Below are 21,091 nucleotides of genomic sequence, written 5' to 3' on the forward strand. Positions count from 1 at the left end.
GCCACCGTCGTCGGCGTCGGGACACGGGCGGCGGGGACGAGGCGGGAGGGGCGGGGTGCGGGGCAGGGGTGCTCATGGGCCGTGTCTACGGAGCGGGCGTGTGCTGTCCGGATGCCACGGCTGTCCGTCCGCTGTGAGCGGCCGCGCGGCGCCCGGGGCGTCCCGTGACCGACCTCTCAGCCCGTCGGCTTGCGTCGACCGATACCCCGGGGGGTATCGTCAGAGCATGATCCCCTCGACCCCCGGCTCGACGACCCACCCGTCCGACCCCGACGGCGCCCGCCGCATCGTCGTCGTCGGCGGCGTCGCGGGCGGCATGAGCGCCGCCGCGCGCGCCCGCCGTCTCGACGAGCGCGCGTCGATCATCGTGCTCGAGCAGTCCGACCACGTCTCGTTCGCGGGCTGCGGCCTGCCGTACCAGGTGGCGGGCGAGATCGCGGAGCGCGACGCCCTCCTGCTGCACACGCCCGCCTCGCTCCGCGCGAGCCTCGACCTCGACGTGCGGACGCGCCACCGCGTCACCGCGGTCGACCGCGCGGCGCGCACGGTCACCGTCGCCGCCGAGGACGGCACGTACGAGCTCGGTTACGACGCGCTCCTCCTCGCGCCCGGCGCGACCACCGTCCTCCCGCCCGTCGCGGGCCTCGACCACCCGGCCGTGCACACGCTGCGGACCATGGCGGACCTCGACGCCCTGGCGGCCCGGCTCGCGCAGCTCGAGGCGGAGGTCGTCGCTGGCCGCACGGCCCCGCTGCGGGCCGTCGTCGTCGGCGCGGGCTTCATCGGGCTCGAGGCCGTGGAGGCGCTCGTCGGCCGCGGTCTCACGGTCGACGTCGTCGAGCGCGCCGACCAGGTGCTCCCGCCGCTGGAGCCCGACCTCGCGCCGCTGCTCGCGGACGAGCTCCGCGACCACGGCGTCGGTCTCCACCTCGGGACCTCCGCGAGCGCCGTCGTGCCGCAGCCCGAGGGCGCGGACCACGCCGTCGCGCTCGAGCTCGCGGACGGCACCGTCCTCGACGCCGACGTGGTGCTCGTGAGCGTCGGGGTGCGGCCCGCGAGCGACCTCGCGGCGGCGGCCGGGCTCGCGCTCGGCGAGCGCGGAGCGATCCGCGTCGACGCCGACCAGCGCACGTCCGACCCGCACGTGTGGGCCGTCGGCGACGCCGTCGAGGTCGTGCACGCGGTCACCGGCGCGACAGGCCCCGTCCCGCTCGCCGGCCCGGCCAACCGCCAAGGGCGGCGCGCCGCGGACGCGATGACCGGGCACCGCACCACACCGCAGGCGCCCGTGCTCGGGACGGCGATCGTGCGCGTGTTCGGCCTCACCGCCGCCGTGACCGGGCCGAGCCACGCGACCCTGGCGGCGGCCGACGTCGCCCACGAGCAGGTCCGCGTCCACGCGGCCCACCACGCGGGCTGGTTCCCCGGCGCCGAGCCGGTCCACGTGACGGCGAGCTTCGCGCCCGACGGCCGCCTGCTCGGCGCGCAGGCCGTGGGCCGCGCGGGGGTGGACAAGCGCATCGACGTGCTCGCGACCGCGCTGCGCGCCGGGCTCACGGCCGACGACCTCGCGGAGCTCGAGCTCGCGTACGCCCCGCCCTACGGCGCCGCCAAGGACGTCGTCAACATGCTGGGCTTCGTCGCCCAGAACGTGCTCGACGGCACCATGCCGCAGTGGCACGCGGCCGACCTCGACGAGGTCGTCGCGACCTCCCTCGTGCTCGACGTCCGGTCGCGCGCCGAGCACGCCGGCGGCCACCTCGACGGCGCCCTCAACGTGCCGCACACCGAGCTGCGCGAACGGCTCGACGAGGTGCGCGCCGCCGCGGCGGGGCGCCCGGTCGCCGTGCACTGCGCGAGCGGTGTGCGCTCCTACCTCGCGACCCGTGTCCTGCTCGCCGCCGGGCTCGACGCGCGCAACCTCTCCGGCGGCTGGCTCACCCTGACCACCACGCCGCGCGCCGCGCGCACCCTCGAAGGAGTCCCCGCATGATCGACCGTCTCCGCCGTCTGTTCTCCCGCTCGTCCGACGACGGCGGCGTGCGCCCGACCGTCGACGCCGCCACCGCGGTGCAGCTCGTCCGCGACGGCGCGACGCTCCTCGACGTGCGCGAGCGCGACGAGTGGCGCGCCGGGCACGCGCCCCAGGCCGTGCACGTGCCGCTCGCCGACGTCCCCTCCGCCGCGCCGCGGCGGCTGAAGGACGGCGCGACCGTCGTCGTCGTGTGCGCGTCGGGGATGCGCTCGCGCACCGCGGCGCGCCAGCTCCGCTCGCTCGGCTACGCCGCGACGAGCCTGTCCGGCGGGCTCGGCGCGTGGCAGGCCGCGGGCGGAGCCGTGCGACGCTGATCCTGCGCCACCACGCACGGGCCGCCCCGGCCCCGCCGAGCCCCGACCCTCGCACCCCCGATCGACCCCCACACCCGAGGAGACCCACCATGTGCAGTCCCGCCCTGTGCCGCACCTGCGGCAAGACCACCTGGACCGGCTGCGGCATGCACGCCGACGAGGTCATGGCCGAGGTGCCGCCCGAGCAGCGCTGCACCTGCGCCTGACCAGGCGCGCCGCGACGACCACCGACAAGAACACCGACGAACGCAGGAGGACGACCGTGGAGCTCGACCCCACCGACATGAGCAAGGTCGCCAACCGGCTCAAGCGCGCCCAGGGCCAGCTCGCGGCCGTCGTGCGCATGCTCGACGAAGGGCGGGACTGCGAGGACGTCGTCACGCAGCTCTCCGCCGTCTCGCGCGCCCTGGACCGGGCCGGGTTCGCGATCATCGCGTCCGGCATGCGCCAGTGCCTCACCGAGCCGACCGAGGACGGCGAGGACCCGACGCTCGACGTGGCCAAGCTCGAGAAGCTCTTCCTCTCGCTCGCCTGAGCGCGACGGCACCGGGACGCACGCGGCCCGCACCTCGCCTCACCCCTCGGGGTGGGCGTGGTGCGGGCCGCGGCGTGTCAGCGTCCCGCGGGAGCGCCCACGCCCTCCGGGTCCTCCGCCTCGGCGTCGAGCGGCGCCGCGAACTGGCTCTCGTACAGCCGGGCGTACGCGCCGCCGGCCGCGAGCAGCTCGTCGTGGGACCCCTGCTCGACGATCGAGCCGTGCTCCATGACGAGGATCGTGTCCGCGTCGCGGATCGTCGACAGGCGGTGCGCGATGACGAACGACGTGCGGCCCTCGCGCAGCGCGTTCATCGCCTGCTGCACGAGCACCTCCGTGCGCGTGTCGACGGAGCTCGTCGCCTCGTCGAGCACGAGGATCGCCGGGTCGGCGAGGAAGGCACGCGCGATGGTGAGGAGCTGCTTCTCCCCCGCGCTCACGCTCGAGCCCTCGTCGTCGATCACCGTGGCGTACCCGTCGGGCAGCGTGCGCACGAACGGGTCGACGTGCGTCGCGCGCGTCGCGGCGAGGAACGCCTCGTCGTCCACGGTGCGACCGTCGCGGACGCCGTAGCGCAGGTTCTCCTCGATCGTGCCCTGGAACAGCCACGTGTCCTGCAGGACCATCCCGATGTCGGAGCGCAGGTCGTCGCGCGTCATGTCCCGCGTGTCCACGCCGTCGAGCGTGATCCGGCCCCCGTCCACGTCGTAGAACCGCATGAGCAGGTTGACGAGCGTCGTCTTGCCCGCACCCGTCGGCCCGACGATCGCGATCGTCTGCCCCGGCTCCACCACGAGGTCGAGGTGCTCGATGAGCGGGACGTCCGGGTCGTAGGAGAACGAGACGTCCTCGAACGCGACGCGGCCGCGCACCGGCTCGACCGTCTTCGCGGGCGACGGGTCCGGCGTCTGCTCCTGCGCGTCGAGCAGGTCGTACACGCGCTCCGCCGACGCGACGCCCGACTGGAGCAGGTTCATCATCGACGCGATCTGAGTGATGGGCTGCGTGAACTGCCGCGAGTACTGGATGAACGCCTGCACGTCACCGAGGGTCATCGTGCCCGACGCGACCCGCAGGCCGCCCACGACCGCGACGATCACGTAGTTGAGGTTCGCGAGGAAGCCCATCGCGGGCTGGATGGTGCCCGAGATGAACTGCGCGCGGAAGCTCGCGTCGTAGAGCGCCGCGTTCTCCCGCTCGAAGTCGTCGATCGCGGCCTGCTGGTGGCCGTACACCTTGACGAGCGTGTGGCCGGTGTACATCTCCTCGATGTGCGCGTTGAGGCGGCCCGTCGCGGCCCACTGCCGGATGAACTGCGGCTGGGAGCGCTTCGCGATCTGCGCCGTGACCAGGACGGACAGCGGCACGGTCACGAGCGCGACGACCGCGAGCAGCGGCGAGATCCAGAACATCACGCCCAGCACGCCCACCACCGTGAGCACCGACGTCACGAGCTGCGACAGCGTCTGGGTGAGCGTCTGGGAGATGTTGTCGATGTCGTTCGTCACGCGCGAGAGGATCTCGCCGCGCGCGTTGCGGTCGAAGTACGACAGCGGCAGGCGCGCCAGCTTGGCCTGCACCTCGCCCCGCAGCCGGTAGACCGTGCGCTGCACGACGATCGCCGTGATGCGCCCCTGGAGCCAGCCGAAGAGGAACGAGCCGACGTACACGGCGAGCACCCACGCGAGCACGGTCGCGAGCGCGGTGAAGTCGATGCCCTCTCCCGGCACGAGCCCCGGTACGCCCGAGACGAGGTCGGCGACCTGGTCCTGGCCCTGCGCCCGCAGCGCCTCGACGGCCTGCTGCTGGGTGACGCCGGCCGGGAGCTGCGAGCCGACCACGCCCGCGAAGATGATGTTCGTCGCGTTGCCGAGGAGCTTCGGGCCGGCGACCGCGAGCGCCACGGACACCACGCCGAGGATCACGACGGCGACGATCGGCACGCGCTCGGGGCGCAGCGATCCCACGAACCGGCGCAAGGAGCCCTTGAAGTCGAGCGCCTTCTCCCCGGGGACGCCCATGCCGCCCATGGGGCCGTGCCCGCCGCCACCGCGGGGTCGGCCCGCGAGCCGGGTCGCGGCGACGTCGCGCCCGCCGGCCGCCGCGGGTGCGCCGGTCTCGGGAGTGCCGTCGCCCGACGTCGCGGGCGTGCGCGAGGCGTCCTGCTCGCCGCTCATGCTGCCTCCTCGATCGAGAGCTGGGAGTAGACGATCTCCTGGTACGTCTCGTTGGACTCGAGGAGCTCGGCGTGCGTGCCGCGACCGACGATGCGGCCGTGGTCGAGCACGAGGATCTGGTCGGCGCCCCGGATCGTCGCGACGCGCTGCGCCACGACGATCACGGTCGAGCGCCGGGTGCGGGGCGCGAGCGCCGCGCGCAGGCGGGCGTCCGTCGCGTAGTCGAGCGCGGAGAACGAGTCGTCGAACAGGTAGACCGCCGGGTCGCGCACGATCGCGCGGGCGATGGCGAGCCGCTGACGCTGCCCGCCCGAGAAGTTCGTGCCGCCCTGCGCGACCGGTGCGTCGAGGCCGCCGTCGAGCGCCTCGACGAAGTCGCGCGCCTGCGCCACCTCGAGGGCCTCCCACATCTGCTCCTCGGTGGCGTCCGGTCGGCCGTAGCGGAGGTTGTCGGCGACCGTCCCGGAGAACAGGTAGGCCTTCTGCGGCACGAGGCCGAGGAGGGAGCCGAGGTCTGCGCCGGTGAGGTCGCGCACGTCGGTCCCGTCGATCCGCACGGCGCCGCCCGTCACGTCGAACAGCCGCGGGACGAGGTTGAGCAGCGTGGTTTTGCCGGAGCCGGTCGAGCCGATGATCGCCGTCGTCCGCCCGGGCTCGGCGACGAACGACACGTCGTGGAGCACGGGCTCCTCGGCCCCCGGGTAGCGGAACTCGACGCCGTCGAGCTCGACACGGCCCGTCCGCGTGGTGAGGGCGACCGGCCGCTCGGGCTCGACGACCGTCGCGCGGGTCTGCATGACGTCGGTGATGCGCTCCGCGGAGACGGCCGCGCGCGGCACCATCATGAACATCATCGTCGACATCATCACGGCCATGAGGATGTACATGAGGTACGACAGGAACGCGGTGAGCGCGCCGACCTCCATGTCGCCGGCGTCGATCTGGCGCCCGCCGAACCACAGCACCGCGATGCTCGACGCGTTCATGACGAGCATGACCGTCGGGAACATGAGCGCCATGAGCTTGCCCGCCTTGAGCGAGACGTCGAACAGGGCGTCGTTCGCGACGTCGAACCGCTCGGCCTCGCGACGCTCGCGCACGAACGCGCGGATCACGCGGATGCCGGTGATCTGCTCGCGCAGCACGGCATTGATGCCGTCGATCTTCTTCTGCATCTGCCGGAAGTAGGGGACCATCCGCCAGATGATGAGCCCGACGCTCACCCCGAGGACCGGCACGATGACGAGCAGCAGGCCGGAGAGCTCGACGTTCTCCTGCAGCGCCATGACGACGCCGCCGACCAGCATGATCGGCGCCATGACCATGATGGTCAGCGAGAGCAGCACGAGCATCTGCACCTGCTGCACGTCGTTCGTCGTGCGGGTGATGAGGGACGGCGCCCCGAACTGGCCCATCTCCTGGGCCGAGAAGCGCTGCACGTTGGTGAACAGCCCGGCGCGCACGTCGCGGCCGAACGACATGGCGACCCGCGCGCCGAAGTAGACGGCCGCGACCGCGCACACGACCTGGCCCAGGCTCACGAGGAGCATGAGGCCGCCGGTCCGCATGATGTAGGCGGTGTCGCCCTGCGTGACGCCCTGGTCGATGATGTCGGCGTTGAGGCTCGGCAGGTAGAGCGACGCGAGCGTCGCGAGGAGCTGGAGCACGAGGAGGACGACGATAGGCGTCCGGTAGGGACGCAGTCGCGTCCGCAAGAGGCTGACGAGCATGGGCTTCCTGTCCGGGAGGGGGCTGCGGGACGAGGGCGCGAGCCGCGGGACGCGGGTGCGCGGGGCGGGCGGCACCGGGCGAGGGTGCGCGCGCGTCGTGGACGGGCCGCCGGTCAGGGCGACGGGTCGGTCGTGACGTCCGCCCCGATGCCGCCGAGGATGAGGTCGGCGAGCTGCACGGCGTCGAGCCTGTCACCGCCCGAGAGGTGCGGCAAGGCGTTTCCGAAGACGAGCGAGAACAGCGCCCGCGCGGCCAGCGCCGGGTCCACGCGCAGCTGCGTCCGGTGCGCCGCGAGCTTGCTCTCGATCGCCGCGACGATCTCGCGCGCCGAGCGCTCCCGGGCGTCGAACCCGGCCCGACGAGCGTCCCGGCTGCCCCCGGCCCGCATCCGGCGCACGGCCTCGGCGCGGTCCGCCGTCGCGCGGTGCGGGTCGAGCACCTGGTGCGCCGCGGCGAAGATCCGCATCCCGACGCGCTGCGCCTCGAGCAGGAACTCGACGATGCTCACGACGAGCGGGCGCAGGCCGTCGTCGTCCGGGAGCGTGCCGATCGCGGCGACGGCGGGCGCCGGGTCGAGCGAGCGCACGACCGCGGCGTGCAGGATCTCGTCCTTGTCCGCGAACGCGCGGAACAGCGTGCCCTCCGCGACGCCCGCGGCGTCGGCGATCTGGCGCGTCGTCACGGCGGCGCCGTGCTGGACGAGCAGCGGGATCGTCGCGGCGGCGATCGCGTCGCGGCGCTCCTCGCGCGAGAGCGGCCGTGCGCGGGTGCGCTCCGTGGCGGACGCCTCGGACCGCGCGCCCGAGGGCGCGTCGAGAGGAGCGTCGGGCGGGGCGTCCGAGGGCACGGAGACGGGGACCACGCCTCGACGGTAACTGAGTGAGCACTCACTCTCAAGGTCGTCCGCTCCCGGCGAACCTCCCGCGCGCGGCACGACGACGCCCCCGCAACCGGGTGGGCGCAGGGGCGTCGTCGTGCGTGGCCGGGGCCGCCGCGGCCGCTCGGGCTGCGCGGTGGCGCCCCGTCAGTGCCGCGGCGAGAAGGACGGCGGCGGGCCGCCGGCGGGCGGCTCGTCGCGCGGGGGCTCGTCCGTGGTCGGCGCGTCCTCGACGATCGGCTGCGGAGGCGGCGGCGCGTACTGCGACGGCCCGCCCAGCGGACGCGGCGTGGCGGTCCCGGGCTCCGGCGCGGCCGCGTGGTGCTCGCCGGGGCCGCCCGGGTGCTGGCCCCGCTCGGTCTGCGGGTCGAACGGCAGGCCGGACCGGGTGCCCGAGCTCGTCGCGTCCGCGGTCGCGGCCTCCGCCTGACGCCGCGCCTCGGCCAGGGCCTCGGCGGGGTCGGTCAGCGACGGGACGCCGAACCTCACGCGGTCGCGGTCGCGCTCGCGACGCGCCTCGGCGCTCGCCTCGGCCGCCTCCGCGTCCTCGGCGGGGCCCCCGCTCGGCACTCCTCCGCCGTCGATCCCCGGCACGCCGCCGAATCCCTTGGCGATCGAGCCGAGCGCCGCGGTGAACTCCGTCGGCACGACCCACAGCTTGCTCGCCGTGCCGTTCGCGATCTGCGGGAGCATCTGGAGGTACTGGTAGGCGAGCAGCTTCGGGTCCGCGTCGCCCTCGTGGATGGCGTCGAAGACCTGGAGGATCGCGCGCGCCTCGCCCTCGGCCCGGAGGATCTGGGACTGCGCGTCACCCTCGGCCCGGAGGATCGCCGCCTGCTTCTCACCCTCTGCCGTGAGGATCTGCGACTGCTTGACACCCTCCGCGGTGAGGATCGCGGCGCGGCGGTCACGCTCGGCGCGCATCTGCTGCTCCATCGAGCCCTGCACGCTGGGGGGCGGGTCGATCGACTTGAGCTCGACGCGGTTCACGCGGATGCCCCAGCGGCCGGTCGCCTCGTCGAGGACGCCGCGGAGCTGGCCGTTGATCTGGTCGCGGCTCGTGAGCGTCTGCTCGAGGTCCATCGAGCCGATGACGTTGCGCAGGGTCGTGACGGTGAGCTGCTCGATCGCGGTGATGTAGTTCGCGATCTCGTAGACCGCGGACTTCGGCTCGGTGACCTGGAAGTAGATCACCGTGTCGATGCTCACCACGAGGTTGTCGGACGTGATGACCGGCTGCGGCGGGAACGACACGACCTGCTCGCGCAGGTCCACCGAGGCGCGGACGCGGTCGATGAACGGCACCAGGAGGTGCAGGCCCGGCTCGAGCGTGCGCGAGTACCGGCCCAGGCGCTCGACGATGATCGCGACCGCCTGCGGCACGATGCGCACCGCCTTGACGAGCGCGACGATCACGAAGATCAGGATCAGCGCGAGGACGACGTACGCGAGGATCGTTCCGGGACTGGGGTCGTTCATCGACTGCCTCCTGGTCGTCGGTCGCGCGACCGGTCGCCCGGCGGCGCGGTGCGGGTGTGCCGGCTGGTCACGACCCGGTGGGGTGCTGGGCGGGCAGCGGCGCGACGACGGCCGTCGCACCGTCGATCCGGACGACGCGCACCTCCGTGCCCACGGGGATCTGCGGCGCGTCGGGCTCGGTCCGCGCGGTCCAGACCTCGCCGACGAGCTTCACGCGGCCGCCGAACTCGCTCACGCGGTCGACGGCGAGCGCCGTGCGGCCGACGTGCGCCGCGACGTTCGTCTCCGTGAGCGGGACGCGCGAGCGCAGGTGCCGCAGGAGCCACGGGCGCAGCGTGAGCAGCAGGATGACGCTCACGACCGCGAACGCGACGATCTGGAGCCAGAGCGGCCCGCCGGCGGCGTTGACGCCGGCCGCGGCGAGCGATCCCCCGGCGAGCATGATGAGCACGAGGTCGAGCGAGATGATCTCCACGAGACCGAGGAGCAGTGCCGCTCCGACCCACCACAGCCAGTCCATCTCGACCCCCGTTCCCACGTGCGCGCTTTACGTGTACTTTACCGAATTTCCGCCCGCGGTGCACGCCCCGGGCGCTTGCCGCGCGCGGAGGTCACGCCCGCGCGGCGCGCGCCATCCACCGGCCGCCGCCGTGCGCGACGAGCAGCGGCACGCCGAACGCGTCGCTGAGGTTCTCCGCGGTGAGCACCTCGCGGATCGGGCCGGCGGTGTGCACGACGCCGTCCTTGAGCAGCAGGACGTGCGTGAAGCCCGGCGGGATCTCCTCGACGTGGTGCGTGACGAGCACGAGGACCGGCGACGCCGGGTGTCCGGCGAGCTCCGCGAGCGCGCCCACGAGCTCCTCCCGGCCCCCGAGGTCGAGGCCCGCGGCGGGCTCGTCGAGCAGCAGGAGCTCCGGGTCCGTCATGAGGGCGCGCGCGATCTGCGTGCGCTTGCGCTCCCCCTCGGACAGCGTGCCGAAGGTGCGGTCCGCGAGGTGGTCGACGCCGAACGCGGCGAGCAGGTCGTCCGCGCGCTGCGCGTCGAACTCCTCGTACTCCTCGCGCCACCGGCCGGTGACGCCGTAGGCGGCGGTGAGCACGACGTCGCGCACGGTCTCGTCGCCGGGGATGCGGTCGGCCAGGGCCGCGGACGCGAGCCCGACGCGCGGGCGCAGCTCGAACACGTCGACGCGGCCGAGCCGCTCGCCGAGGACGTCGGCCGTGCCGGCCGTGGGGTGCATGCGTGCGGACGCGATCTGCAGGAGCGTCGTCTTGCCGGCGCCGTTGCGGCCCAGCACGACCCACCGCTCGCCCTCGTTCACCTGCCAGTCCACCGCGTCGAGGATGGTCTTGGGGTGGCGTCGGACGGTGACGCCCTTCAGGTCGAGAACCGCGCTCATGGTCACCGACCCTATAGGTTGGCCGTCGTGGTCTCACACTCGTCCGGGGGTCCGCACGACGCCCCCCAGCCCGCCCCGGGCCCCGGCTCCGCGTCGAGCGCGGGCGCCCTCCCCCGCAGCGCCCTGCTCGCGCTCTGGCTGCGCGCCGCGCGCCTCGGCGACGACGACGGGACCGCCCGCCTCGTGCGCGCCGTGGAGCGCGACGACGAGCCGCACGTGGTGTCCGGGGCGCTCGGCGACGTCCGGCTCGCGGACCTCGCGGGCGCGTGGGCCGGCGACGCGCGCGAGGTCGTCGCTCTCGCACCCGTCCCCGGCGACGTGTCGGGCGTCCCGCCCGAGGCCGCCGCACGCGCGACGGACGCGGGCGAGTGCGTCGTGGTCACGACGTCGTCCGGGTCGTGGGCGCTCGTGCCCGAGGTCACGGAGTTCGGCAGCGACCTGGAGCCGGGCCACCTCGTCCTGTGGCACGTCACGCAGGTCGGGCCGTGGAGCGCGCGCGTGCTCGGCGCCGTCGGGTCGCTCCCCGAGGCGGAGCGCGACCTGCGCACGGCGCTGCTGCTGGCCACGCGCGCCCTCGACGAGCTCGACGTCGCCCGGTGGCGCGACGACGCCGCGGGCACCATCGCCGACCTGCGCGCGGGCGGCGCCCCGACGTGGCAGCTCCCGCCCGGCGTCCCGCCGCGCGCCGTCCAGGTCCTCGTGCAGGCCGTGCGCCTGCGCGCGATCGTCGACCTCGCGACCGCCGACGACGGCGGGGCCGTCAACCTCTGGCAGGCCGACCAGCGCTCGACGGCGCTGCGCGAGGTCGACCGCGCGTCCCGCCACGCCGTGGGCGCCGCCACGTTCTGGACCGCCACGACCTGACCCGGTCCACGGACCGCCACCGCCTGGCCCGGTCCGCGCGGCGTCGACCGTCAGGCGCGCGACGTCACGTACGCGTCGAGGTGGGCGAGCGAGGACGCCATCCCGGCGGCGTGGTCCGCCGGGGAGATCCCCGACGGCACGCCCGTCGCGCGGACCGTGACGCGCGCGCCGTCCCCGAGCGGCTCGACGGTCCACGTCATCGTCATGGTCCCGGCGAACGCCGGGTCGTCCGCAGCGAAGACGACCCGCTGCACGACGCTCCGGCCCGGGACGAGGTCGAGGACCGCGACGTCGACGACGTCGGTCCCCTCGCCCGTCTTCCCGGGGTCGGCCTGCGGGTCGTCGTAGGCGAGGACCATGCGGTAGCCGCCGCCGGGGCGCAGGTCGAAGCGCTCGAAGCTCCCCGTCATGCCGTCGGGCGGGAGCCAGGTCGCGAGCGCGTCCTGGTCGACGAGCGCGCGGTACACGGCGCGGGGCGCGGCGGCGACGAGGCGCGACGCCTCGTCGACCCGGTCGCTCCCCGCGGTGCTCACGACTGCCCCAGCACCGTCCGGTAGACCTCGAGCGTGCGCTCGCCGATCGCGTCCCACGCGAAGTGGTCCTCGACGCGCTGCCGCGCCGCGCGGCCCATGGCGGCGGCCCGCTCGGGGTCGCTCACGACCTGCGTGAGGGCGGCGGCGAGGTCGGCGACGAAGCGGTCGGGGTCGAGCGGCGTGCCCGTGCCGTCGTCCGCCTGGTCGATCGGCACGAGGAGGCCGGTGACGCCGTCGTCCACGACCTCGGGGATGCCGCCCGTGGCGGTCCCGACGACGGGCAGCCCGACGGCCATCGCCTCGAGGTTGACGATGCCGAGCGGCTCGTAAACGGACGGGCAGACGAAGACGGTCGACGCGGCGAGCACCGCGACGAGCTCGGCGCGCGGCAGCATCTGCTCGATCCAGACGACCCCGCTGCGCTCTGTCTGGAGCTCGGCGACGGCGCCGCTGACCTCCGCGGCGATCTCCGGGGTGTCGGGGGCGCCCGCGCACAGGACGAGCTGGACGTCGTCGGGCAGCGAGCGCGCGGCCCGGAGCAGGTACGGCAGCCCCTTCTGGCGCGTGATCCGCCCGACGAACACCACGGCGGGCCGCCCGGGGTCGATCCCCAGGTCGCGCACGACGCGGTCGGCGACGTCCTGCTGCACGCCGGGCTCGGGGCGGCGCCAGCCGTCGAGGTCGATCCCGTTGTGCACGACGTGCACCTTCGCCGGGTCGACCTGCGGGTAGACGCGCAGGATGTCGTCGCGCATCCCGCCGGAGACCGCGACGATCCCCGCCGCGCCCTCGTAGGCGGTGCGCTCCGCCCACGACGACAGCGCGTACCCTCCGCCGAGCTGCTCCGCCTTCCACGGCCGCAGCGGCTCGAGCGAGTGCGCGGACAGCACGTGCGGGACGCCGTGCAGCAGCCCCGCGAGGTGGCCCCCGAGGTTCGCGTACCAGGTGTGCGAGTGCACGAGGTCGGCGCCCGCGACGTCGTCGGCCATCTGCAGGTCGACGCCGAACGTGCCGAGCGCGGCGTTCGCCCCGGACAGGACGCCGGGCACGGAGTAGCCGGTCACGCCGTCGTCGCCGCGCGGGCCGTCGAAGCAGCGCACGCGCACGTCGACGTGGCGCCGCAGCACCGCGGACAGCTCGGCGACGTGCACGCCGGCCCCGCCGTAGACGTGCGGCGGGTACTCACGGGTCAGGAGGTCGACTCTCACGCGCCACACCGTAGCCGAGTCGCCCGCCGCGGACCCCCGGTGGGCGGGGCCGACGCGACCCGCGCCCAGGATGCGGGTCCTGCTGCGTGGTCCCGCCCCGAGGGGCTACCGTCTGGGCATGGCCGCCGCACCCCGAGTCCTCGCCATCGTCCTCGCCGGGGGCGAGGGCAAGCGCCTCATGCCGCTCACCGCCTCGCGGGCCAAGCCCGCGGTGCCGTTCGGGGGCATCTACCGCCTGGTCGACTTCGCGCTGTCCAACCTCGTGAACTCGCACTACCTGCACATCATCGTGCTCACGCAGTACAAGTCGCACAGCCTCGACCGGCACATCACGAAGACGTGGCGCATGTCGTCGCTGCTCGGCAACTACGTCGCTCCGGTGCCCGCGCAGCAGCGCGTCGGCAAGCACTGGTACCTCGGCAGCGCGGACGCGATCTACCAGTGCCTCAACATCATCGACGACGAGCGTCCGGACATCGTCGTCGTCGTGGGGGCGGACCACGTGTACCGCATGGACTTCTCCCAGATGGTCGACGCGCACGTCGAGTCCGGCGCGCAGCTCACCGTCGCGGGCATCCGCCAGCCGATCTCGATGGCGGACCAGTTCGGCGTCATCGAGACCGACCCGAAGGACCCGACGAAGATCGCCGCGTTCCGCGAGAAGCCGTCGGACCCGGTGGGCCTCGCCGACTCCCCGGACGAGGTGCTCGCCTCGATGGGCAACTACGTCATCGACACCGACGCGCTGATCGAGGCCGTCACGTCCGACGCCGCGAACGCGGACTCCCGCCACGACATGGGCGGCGACATCGTGCCCGCCTTCGTCGAGAAGGGCACCGCGGCGGTCTACGACTTCATCCGCAACGACGTGCCGGGCTCGACCGACCGTGACCGCGACTACTGGCGCGACGTGGGGACGATCGACTCGTACTACGACGCGAACAAGGACCTCATCGCCGTCACGCCGGTCTTCAACCTCTACAACGAGGAGTGGCCGCTGCACACCGGCTACACCGGTCTGCCGCCCGCGAAGTTCGTGCACGCCGGGCGCGGCCGCCTGGGCCACGCCGCGGACTCGATCGTCTCCCCCGGCGTGATCATCTCGGGCGCGACGGCGGTCGGCTCCGTCCTGTCGCCCGGCACCTACCTGCACTCGTGGTCGTCCGTCTCGGACTCCGTGCTCATGGACGGCGTGCAGGTGCACCGCCACGCGCAGGTGCACCGCGCGATCATCGACAAGAACGTCGTCGTCGGGGAGCAGGCCCGCATCGGCCTCGACCCGGAGCAGGACCGCGCGCGCGGCTTCACGGTCACCGAGTCCGGGATCACGGTCGTCCCCAAGGGGACGGTCGTCGAGTGACGCCTTCCCCGACCGGCGTCGTGCACGTGCCCGACGCCGCGCCGAGCCCTGCCCCGCCCGCGACCGCCAGCCCGAGGAGCCCTCGCGTGACCCCCGACCCGCCGAGCGCCCCCGTGCGGCTCCTCGTCATGGACGTCGACTCGACGCTCATCGAGCAGGAGGTCATCGAGCTCCTCGCCGACCACGCCGGCACGCGCGGGGAGGTCGCCGCGGTGACCGAGCGCGCGATGCGCGGCGAGATCGACTTCGGCGCCTCGCTGCGCGAGCGCGTGGCGACCCTCGCGGGCGTGCCCGTCGAGGCGTTCGACGACGTCCGCGAGCGCGCGACCTTCACCCCCGGCGTCCGCGAGCTCGTCACCGAGGCCCGACGCCGCGGCTGGGAGGTCGCGCTCGTCTCGGGCGGCTTCGAGGAGGTCGTGGCCGGGCTCGCGGCCGAGCTCGGCATCACGCGCTTCCGCGCGAACCGGCTCGAGGTGTCCGGCGGGAGGCTCACGGGCCGCACGACCGGGCCGGTGGTCGACCGCGCGGCGAAGGAGGCCGCGCTGCGCGAGTTCGCGGCCGAGCTCGACCTGCCGATGAGCGCGACGATCGCCGTGGGAGACGGCGCGAACGACCTCGACATGATCGGCGCCGCGGGCGTCGGCATCGCCTTCGCGGCCAAGCCCGTCGTGCGCGAGCAGGCGCCCTATGGCGTCGACGGACCGCGTCTCGACGCGGTGCTCGCGGTCGTCGACCAGGTCGACGCCGCGCGCTGACGCCGGACACGCGAGAGCCCTGGCACCGTGGGGTGCCAGGGCTCCGTCGTGCGTGGGGGACGGGACCGGGTCAGGACGGGCGGCCCACGTAGGTCAGCAGGGCGGCCTGCGGCTCCCACGCGTCCCACGACGCCCCGGACTCCAGCACCGAGTACGTCGCGGTCGGCACGCCGACGCGCACCTGGGCGAGCGCGCCGCCGTCGGACGCCGGGTCCGCCAGGTACGACGCGGTGGCCGCCATCGTGGGCTCGTGCCCGACGACGAGCAGCGTGCGGACGCGCGGGTCCGTGGTGCGCAGGAGGTCCAGGACGTCGGCGACGTCGGCCGCGTAGAGGCCGTCGCTCACGAGCACGTCGGGCTCGACGTCGCCCAGGTGCGCCGACAGGAGCTCCCACGTCTGACGCGTGCGCAGCGCCGAGGAGCACAGCACGCGCTCGGGGACGAGCCCCGTCTCGCGCAGCGCAGCGCCGACACGCACCGCCTGCCGGCGGCCGTTCAGCGCGAGGGGGCGCAGCACGTCGTCGACGCTCCCGCCGCCGGGCTCGGCCTTCGCGTGGCGCAGCAGGACGAGGCGGCGCGTGCCGCCGTCGGGGGTCTGCGCGCCGTTGCGCTCCTCCGCGGTCACTGCCCCATGGCGTGCACGCCGCCGTCGACGTGCACGATCTCGCCGGTCGTCGCCGGGAACCAGTCGGACAGGAGCGCGACGACCGCGCGCGCGGCGGGCTCCGCCGTCGTCTGGTCCCAGCCGAGGGGCGCCCGGTTCGGCCAGGCGTCCTCCATCTGCGCGAAGCCCGGGATGGACTTCGCCGCCGTGGTGCGGATCGGGCCCGCGGAGACCAGGTTGGCCCGGATGCCGTCGGGGCCGAGGTCGCGCGCGAGGTAGCGGTTCGCGGACTCGAGGCCCGCCTTCGCGACGCCCATCCAGTCGTAGACCGGCCAGGCGAACTGCGCGTCGAACGTGAGGCCGACGACGGCGCCGCCGTCGGTCATGAGCGGCTTCGCCGCGACCGCGAGCGACTTGTAGGAGAACGTCGAGACCTGGAGCGCGGTCGCCACGTCCTCCCAGGTGCCGGAGAGGAAGTTGCCACCCATGACGCTCTGCGGCGCGAAGCCGATGGAGTGCACGACGCCGTCGAGGCGGTCCGTGTGCTCGCGCACCGCGTCCGCGAGGCCGGCGAGGTCGTCGTCGTTCGTGACGTCGAGCTGCACGACGGGCGCCTCGACCGGCAGGCGCTTCGCGAAGGCCTGCGTGAGCTTCATCTGGCGGCCGAACGAGGAGAGCACGACCTCGGCACCCTCCTCCTGCGCGAGCCGCGCCGCGTGGAACGCGATCGAGGAGTCGGTGAGCACTCCCGTGACGAGGAGCTTCTTGCCGTCGAGCAGACCCATCGGTTTCCTTCCGTCGTGCGCCCGCTGTGGGCGCGCTGAGGCGAGCGTACTGAAAGAGAGGTGGGGCGGGCGCGTCGGTGACGGCGCCGCGGAGCCGGCGCCGGTGGCGCCGCGGGGTGCGTTCAGTGGCCCATGCCGAGGCCGCCGTCGACGGGGATCACGGCCCCCGAGACGTACGCCGCGTCGTCGGACGCGAGGAACTGCACGACCCCGGCGACCTCGTCCGCCTGGGCGAACCGGCCCGCGGGGATGGCGGACTTGTACGCGGCCTGGCGCTCCTCGGGGAGCTCGGCGGTCATCGCGGTGTCGATGAACCCGGGCGCCACGACGTTCGCCGTGATGTTGCGCGACCCGAGCTCGCGCGTGATCGAGCGCGCCATGCCCACGAGCGCGGCCTTCGAGGCGGCGTAGTTGACCTGGCCCGCGCCGCCGTAGAGGCCGATCACGGACGACACGAGCACGATGCGCCCGCGGCGCAGCCGGATCATGCCCTTCGTCACCCGGCGCACGCAGCGGAACGTGCCCGTGAGGTTGACGTCGATCACGGACTCGAAGTCCTCGTCGGTCATCCGCAGCAGGAGCTGGTCGTGCGTGACGCCCGCGTTCGCGACGAGCACCTCGACCGGGCCGAGCTCCTTCTCGATCTCGGAGAACGCGGCGTCGACGGCGGCGGTGTCGGTGATGTCCGCCACGGCGCCGAAGACGCCCTCGGGCAGGTCACCGCCGCGGTAGACGGTCGCGACGCGGTCGCCGTTCGCGACGAAGCGCTCGGCGATGGCACGGCCGATGCCCCGGTTCGCGCCGGTGACGACGACGGTGCGCGGGGCGGGGGCGGTGGCTTCGGACACGTGCGGCTCCTCGGGACGGTCGGGTGGGTCGGCGGCCGGGGACGGGTCCCGCACGGCCGGTGCCGGGTGGGCCCTGCCGGGCCCGGCGCGACGGCGCCGCACCGACCGTACCGTGCGCGGGCCCTGCGGTGCGCGGTGCGCCCAGGTCACACCGTTCCCCCACACTTTGTGGGGTCCCGACAAACGTAGACTGGACGGGTGACCACACGACGCGCCGCCCGGAGGTCGGCCGAGGCGGTCCCGAGCATCACCGCCGCACCGGAACCGCTCGCCGCGGACCAGGCGCGCCGGGAGCGCAAGTACCTGATCCAGATGGGCATCCGGCTCGTGTGCATCTTCGGCGCCATCCTGGCGCAGGGCAGCTGGGTGACGTGGGTCCTCGCCGTCGGCGCGGTCGTGCTGCCGTACAGCGCGGTGCTCGTCGCCAACGCGGGCCGCGACCAGGCGCACTACGACACCTCCCCCATGGAGCACCGCGCGCTGCCCACGGCGGGTGCGCCCGGGAGCCACGGCATCGCGGGCGCCGAGCCCCGCGAGCCGCACGACGACGAGGAGGACCGCCGGTGACCGACGTCCTGGGCCTCGCCGACCCTGTCGGCGAGGACGAGCTGGTGTGCAGCGCCAAGGGCTGCCAGGAGGCCGCCGCGTGGGGCCTGCTGTGGAACAACCCCAAGATCCACACGCCCGAGCGGCGCAAGGTGTGGCTCGCGTGCGACGCGCACCGGGAGCACCTGGAGACGTTCCTCGGCGCCCGCTCGTTCTGGCGCTCGACGGTGCCGGTCGACGAGCTCGAGCGCCGGGCGGCCCCGTGACGCAGGCCGCACCACCGCAGGTCCCCGCGGGCCCGACGCCGCAGCGCGCCACCGCGGACGCCCACCAGCCGCGCACCCCGCGCCAGTGGGCGACGCTCGCGGTCGGGGTCCTCGTCCTCGTCGCGCTGTGCCTCGTCGCGGGCCGCTGGCAGTGGAACCGCTACGTCTCGCGCGACGCGGAGATCGAGCGCATCGAGGCGAACTACACGTCGGACCCGGTCCCGGTGGACGACGTGCTGCCCGTCCCGGGCGCTGAGCTCGACGAGGCCGACCTCTGGCGGCCGGTGACCCTCGAGGGCCGCTACGAGACCGACGCCACGGTCCTGCTGCGCAACCGTCCGGTGGGCGGCAGCGCCGGCTTCCACGTGCTCGTCCCGTTCGTGACGAACCCCACGCCGTCCGCCCCGGACGGGCTCGTCGTCGTCGTGGACCGCGGGTTCGTGCCGCTGGGGACCGACGCCGTCACCCCCGGGGACGTGCCCCCGCCCCCCGCGGGCGACGTCGAGGCGACCGTGACGCTGCGCGGCGACGAGCCGCCGTCGGGCCGGGACGCGCCCGCGGGCCAGGTGCAGGCCATCGCGACGGACCAGGTCCTCGCCGCCGGCCCGGACGGCGGCGGCTGGGCCGAGGGCCGCACGGTCGGGGCCTACGGGCAGCTGCGCACCGAGGTGCCGCCCGCGGCGCAGACCCTGGAGGCGCTGCCGAAGCCGGACACCGACCCCGGCTCGCACCTGTCGTACGCATTCCAGTGGGCGGTGTTCGCCCTCGGCGCGGTCGCCGGCTTCTGGCTCCTCGTGCGCCGCGACCGGCGCGACGCGCGCGGGGAGGAGACCACGCTCACCGCCGGCGACCTCCTCGCGGCCCAGGACCCGGACGCCGCGCGGGCCCGGCGGGAGCCGCGCTCGCGCCGTCCGAGCGCCGAGGACGAGGAGGACGCGCTCATCGACGCGCAGCTCGACGCCCGGCAGGGTCCCGCCCCGCGGTAGGCCCGGTCCCGGCGACGAGCGGCCCGGTCAGGCCAGCGAGACGAGCTCCGCGTACTCGTCGCTCCACAGGTCCTCGTCGCCGTCCGGCAGCAGGAGGACCCGCTCGGGCTCGAGCGCCTCGACCGCGCCGTCGTCGTGCGTGACCATGACGACCGCGCCCTCGTACGTCTTGAGCGCCCCGAGGATCTCGGCGCGTGACGCGGGGTCGAGGTTGTTCGTCGGCTCGTCGAGCAGCAGCACGTTCGCCGCCGAGACGACGAGCGTCGCGAGCGCGAGCCGCGTCTTCTCCCCGCCGGACAGTACGTTCGTCGGCTTGTCCGCGTCGTCGCCGGAGAACAGGAACGACCCGAGCACCGAGCGCACCTGCGTGTCCGTGAGGTCGGGCGCCGCGTGGCGCAGGTTCTCGACGACGGTCGCGTCCATGTCGAGCGTGTCGTGCTCCTGGGCGTAGTAGCCGATCTTCAGGCCGTGGCCCGGGTGCACCTCGCCCGTGTCCGGCTGCTCGACGCCGCCGAGGATGCGCAGGAGCGTCGTCTTGCCGGCGCCGTTGAGGCCGAGCACGACGACGCGGCTGCCGCGATCGATCGCGAGGTCGACGCCCGCGAAGACCTCCTGCGAGCCGTAGGCCTTGGACAGCCCGCTCGCGGTGAGCGGCGTGCGGCCGCACGGCGCGGGCTTCGGGAAGCGCAGCTTCGCGACCTTGTCGCTCTGGCGCTCGCCCTCGATGCCCGCGAGCATCTTCTCGGCGCGGCGCATCATCTGCTGCGCAGCCACGGCCTTGGTGGCCTTGGCGCGCATCTTCTCGCCCTGCGCGAGGAGCGCGCCCGCCTTCTTCTCGGCGTTCTGCCGCTCGCGACGACGACGGCGCTCGTCGGACTCTCGCTGCGCGAGGTAGGCGTCCCAGCCGAGGTTGTACTGGTCGAGCTCGCCGCGGTTGGCGTCCAGGTGGAACACCTTGTTCACCGTCGCGCGCAGCAGCTCGACGTCGTGCGAGATCACGACGAAGCCGCCGCTGTACGACTTGAGGTAGTCGCGCAGCCAGACGATCGAGTCGGCGTCGAGGTGGTTCGTCGGCTCGTCGAGGAGCAGCGTCTCGACACCGGAGAAAAGGATGCGCGCGAGCTCGATGCGGCGGCGCTGCCCGCCGGACAGCGTGCTCAGCGGCTGGCCGAGCACGCGGTCGTCGAGACCGAGGTTGCTCGTGATGCGGTGCGCCTCGCTCTCGGCCGCGTATCCGCCGGCCGCGAGGAACCGCGCCTCGAGCTTGGGGTAGCGCTCCATCGCGGCCTCGTGCGTCTCCGCGTCCGCGCTCGCCATCGCGCCCTCGGTCTCGCGCATCTGGCGCACGATCCTGTCGAGGTTGCGTGCCGAGAGGACCCGGTCGAGCGCGATGACCTCGAGGTCGCCCGTGCGCGGGTCCTGGGGCAGGTAGCCGATGTCGTTGCCGCGCGTGATCTTCCCCGCCGTGGGCTGGGTCTCGCCCGCGAGGGTCTTGGTCAGGGTCGTCTTGCCGGCGCCGTTGCGGCCGACGAGGCCGATCCGGTCGCCCGCGGCGATCTGGAACGTCGCCTCGTGCAGCAGGACGCGGGCGCCGACGCGCAGCTCGACGCCGTGGGCGGTGATCACGTGCAGGTCCTCTCCGAAGGGTGACCCCGGTGGATCCAGCCTGGTGGGGCGATCCGATCGACGGGGCCCGACGATTCTACGGGCCGTGAGCCCGCTCCCGCGCGGCCTTTTCTCTCGGCGGCCCTCCGGACCGTCCCACGACCGTCCCACGACCGTCCCACG

Annotated in this window: 21 protein-coding genes; 9 read left to right on the forward strand and 12 right to left on the reverse strand. The window is 74.3% G+C overall.

What is annotated here, in order from left to right:
• Positions 1 to 226: 226 nt before the first annotated feature.
• The 3 genes from RDI86_RS10590 to RDI86_RS10600 all read left to right on the forward strand — a co-directional run bounded on the left by RDI86_RS10590 (position 227) and on the right by RDI86_RS10600 (position 2,884).
• Positions 227 to 1,993, forward strand: coding sequence for an FAD-dependent oxidoreductase (locus tag RDI86_RS10590; RefSeq protein ID WP_308821362.1), 1,767 nt, complete (start codon positions 227 to 229; stop codon positions 1,991 to 1,993).
• Complete coding sequence (locus RDI86_RS10595; protein WP_076404703.1) at positions 1,990 to 2,349, forward strand: rhodanese-like domain-containing protein; 360 nt, start codon at positions 1,990 to 1,992, stop codon at positions 2,347 to 2,349. The genes RDI86_RS10590 and RDI86_RS10595 overlap by 4 nt, the downstream gene beginning before the upstream one ends.
• Before the next feature lie 262 nt (positions 2,350 to 2,611).
• Positions 2,612 to 2,884, forward strand: a complete 273-nt coding sequence (locus RDI86_RS10600; protein ID WP_021482683.1) for a metal-sensitive transcriptional regulator — start codon at positions 2,612 to 2,614, stop codon at positions 2,882 to 2,884.
• A gap of 77 nt (positions 2,885 to 2,961) precedes the next feature.
• On the opposite strand, the gene RDI86_RS10605 is transcribed toward RDI86_RS10600, so the two are convergent.
• The 6 genes from RDI86_RS10605 to RDI86_RS10630 form a co-directional block, all read right to left on the reverse strand.
• Positions 2,962 to 5,061, reverse strand: a complete 2,100-nt coding sequence (locus RDI86_RS10605) for an ABC transporter ATP-binding protein (protein WP_374990530.1) — start codon at positions 5,059 to 5,061, stop codon at positions 2,962 to 2,964.
• Complete coding sequence (locus RDI86_RS10610; RefSeq protein ID WP_021483161.1) at positions 5,058 to 6,791, reverse strand: ABC transporter ATP-binding protein; 1,734 nt, start codon at positions 6,789 to 6,791, stop codon at positions 5,058 to 5,060. The genes RDI86_RS10605 and RDI86_RS10610 overlap by 4 nt, the downstream gene beginning before the upstream one ends.
• Positions 6,792 to 6,904: 113 nt before the next feature.
• Positions 6,905 to 7,654, reverse strand: coding sequence for a helix-turn-helix domain-containing protein (locus tag RDI86_RS10615; protein WP_308821363.1), 750 nt, complete (start codon positions 7,652 to 7,654; stop codon positions 6,905 to 6,907).
• A 162-nt stretch (positions 7,655 to 7,816) separates the two neighbouring features.
• Positions 7,817 to 9,148, reverse strand: a complete 1,332-nt coding sequence (locus tag RDI86_RS10620; RefSeq protein ID WP_061267369.1) for an SPFH domain-containing protein — start codon at positions 9,146 to 9,148, stop codon at positions 7,817 to 7,819.
• Between the two features lie 67 nt (positions 9,149 to 9,215).
• Positions 9,216 to 9,686, reverse strand: a complete 471-nt coding sequence (locus tag RDI86_RS10625; protein ID WP_306303300.1) for an NfeD family protein — start codon at positions 9,684 to 9,686, stop codon at positions 9,216 to 9,218.
• A gap of 73 nt (positions 9,687 to 9,759) precedes the next feature.
• On the reverse strand, positions 9,760 to 10,548 hold the full coding sequence (locus RDI86_RS10630) for an ABC transporter ATP-binding protein (RefSeq protein ID WP_308821364.1): 789 nt from the start codon (positions 10,546 to 10,548) through the stop codon (positions 9,760 to 9,762).
• Positions 10,549 to 10,575: 27 nt separating this feature from the next.
• Here RDI86_RS10630 and RDI86_RS10635 point away from each other — a divergent pair, with 27 nt between their 5' ends.
• Positions 10,576 to 11,412, forward strand: a complete 837-nt coding sequence (locus RDI86_RS10635; RefSeq protein ID WP_308821365.1) for a hypothetical protein — start codon at positions 10,576 to 10,578, stop codon at positions 11,410 to 11,412.
• A gap of 50 nt (positions 11,413 to 11,462) precedes the next feature.
• On the opposite strand, the gene RDI86_RS10640 is transcribed toward RDI86_RS10635, so the two are convergent.
• Positions 11,463 to 11,945 (reverse strand): SRPBCC domain-containing protein, encoded by a 483-nt coding sequence (locus tag RDI86_RS10640; RefSeq protein WP_308821366.1) that lies wholly within the window; start codon positions 11,943 to 11,945, stop codon positions 11,463 to 11,465.
• Positions 11,942 to 13,153, reverse strand: coding sequence for a glycogen synthase (glgA, locus tag RDI86_RS10645; protein ID WP_076404988.1), 1,212 nt, complete (start codon positions 13,151 to 13,153; stop codon positions 11,942 to 11,944). Before glgA ends, RDI86_RS10640 begins: the two co-directional genes overlap by 4 nt.
• 118 nt (positions 13,154 to 13,271) lie before the next feature.
• On the opposite strand from glgA, the gene glgC reads away from it, so the two are divergent.
• Entirely contained in the window at positions 13,272 to 14,513 is a 1,242-nt protein-coding gene (glgC, locus tag RDI86_RS10650; RefSeq protein WP_021482660.1) for a glucose-1-phosphate adenylyltransferase, read from the forward strand.
• 86 nt (positions 14,514 to 14,599) lie between these two features.
• The gene (gene serB / locus RDI86_RS10655) at positions 14,600 to 15,268 is read left to right on the forward strand and encodes a phosphoserine phosphatase SerB (RefSeq protein WP_308200522.1); all 669 of its coding nucleotides are present in this window, start codon (positions 14,600 to 14,602) and stop codon (positions 15,266 to 15,268) included.
• A 70-nt stretch (positions 15,269 to 15,338) separates the two neighbouring features.
• Here serB and RDI86_RS10660 read toward each other — a convergent pair whose 3' ends face one another.
• The 3 genes from RDI86_RS10660 to fabG all read right to left on the reverse strand — a co-directional run bounded on the left by RDI86_RS10660 (position 15,339) and on the right by fabG (position 17,505).
• Entirely contained in the window at positions 15,339 to 15,893 is a 555-nt protein-coding gene (locus tag RDI86_RS10660) for a histidine phosphatase family protein (protein WP_086150613.1), read from the reverse strand.
• A complete protein-coding gene (gene fabI / locus RDI86_RS10665) occupies positions 15,890 to 16,657 on the reverse strand; it encodes an enoyl-ACP reductase FabI (RefSeq protein ID WP_021483251.1) in 768 nt (255 codons plus the stop codon). The genes RDI86_RS10660 and fabI overlap by 4 nt, the downstream gene beginning before the upstream one ends.
• A gap of 122 nt (positions 16,658 to 16,779) precedes the next feature.
• The gene (gene fabG / locus RDI86_RS10670; protein WP_034655611.1) at positions 16,780 to 17,505 is read right to left on the reverse strand and encodes a 3-oxoacyl-ACP reductase FabG; all 726 of its coding nucleotides are present in this window, start codon (positions 17,503 to 17,505) and stop codon (positions 16,780 to 16,782) included.
• 198 nt (positions 17,506 to 17,703) lie between these two features.
• Here fabG and RDI86_RS10675 point away from each other — a divergent pair, with 198 nt between their 5' ends.
• The 3 genes from RDI86_RS10675 to RDI86_RS10685 are packed head-to-tail and all read left to right on the forward strand — an operon-like array spanning position 17,704 to position 19,303.
• The gene (locus RDI86_RS10675; protein ID WP_074807059.1) at positions 17,704 to 18,072 is read left to right on the forward strand and encodes a DUF3099 domain-containing protein; all 369 of its coding nucleotides are present in this window, start codon (positions 17,704 to 17,706) and stop codon (positions 18,070 to 18,072) included.
• Positions 18,069 to 18,317, forward strand: a complete 249-nt coding sequence (locus RDI86_RS10680; RefSeq protein ID WP_009863594.1) for a hypothetical protein — start codon at positions 18,069 to 18,071, stop codon at positions 18,315 to 18,317. Before RDI86_RS10675 ends, RDI86_RS10680 begins: the two co-directional genes overlap by 4 nt.
• Positions 18,314 to 19,303 (forward strand): SURF1 family protein, encoded by a 990-nt coding sequence (locus tag RDI86_RS10685; protein WP_308821367.1) that lies wholly within the window; start codon positions 18,314 to 18,316, stop codon positions 19,301 to 19,303. Before RDI86_RS10680 ends, RDI86_RS10685 begins: the two co-directional genes overlap by 4 nt.
• A 27-nt stretch (positions 19,304 to 19,330) precedes the next feature.
• On the opposite strand, the gene RDI86_RS10690 is transcribed toward RDI86_RS10685, so the two are convergent.
• A complete protein-coding gene (locus tag RDI86_RS10690; RefSeq protein ID WP_021481119.1) occupies positions 19,331 to 20,929 on the reverse strand; it encodes an ABC-F family ATP-binding cassette domain-containing protein in 1,599 nt (532 codons plus the stop codon).
• Positions 20,930 to 21,091: the final 162 nt, after the last annotated feature.

The organism is Cellulosimicrobium sp. XJ-DQ-B-000 (assembly GCF_031119065.1).
GTDB lineage: Bacteria > Actinomycetota > Actinomycetes > Actinomycetales > Cellulomonadaceae > Cellulosimicrobium > Cellulosimicrobium funkei.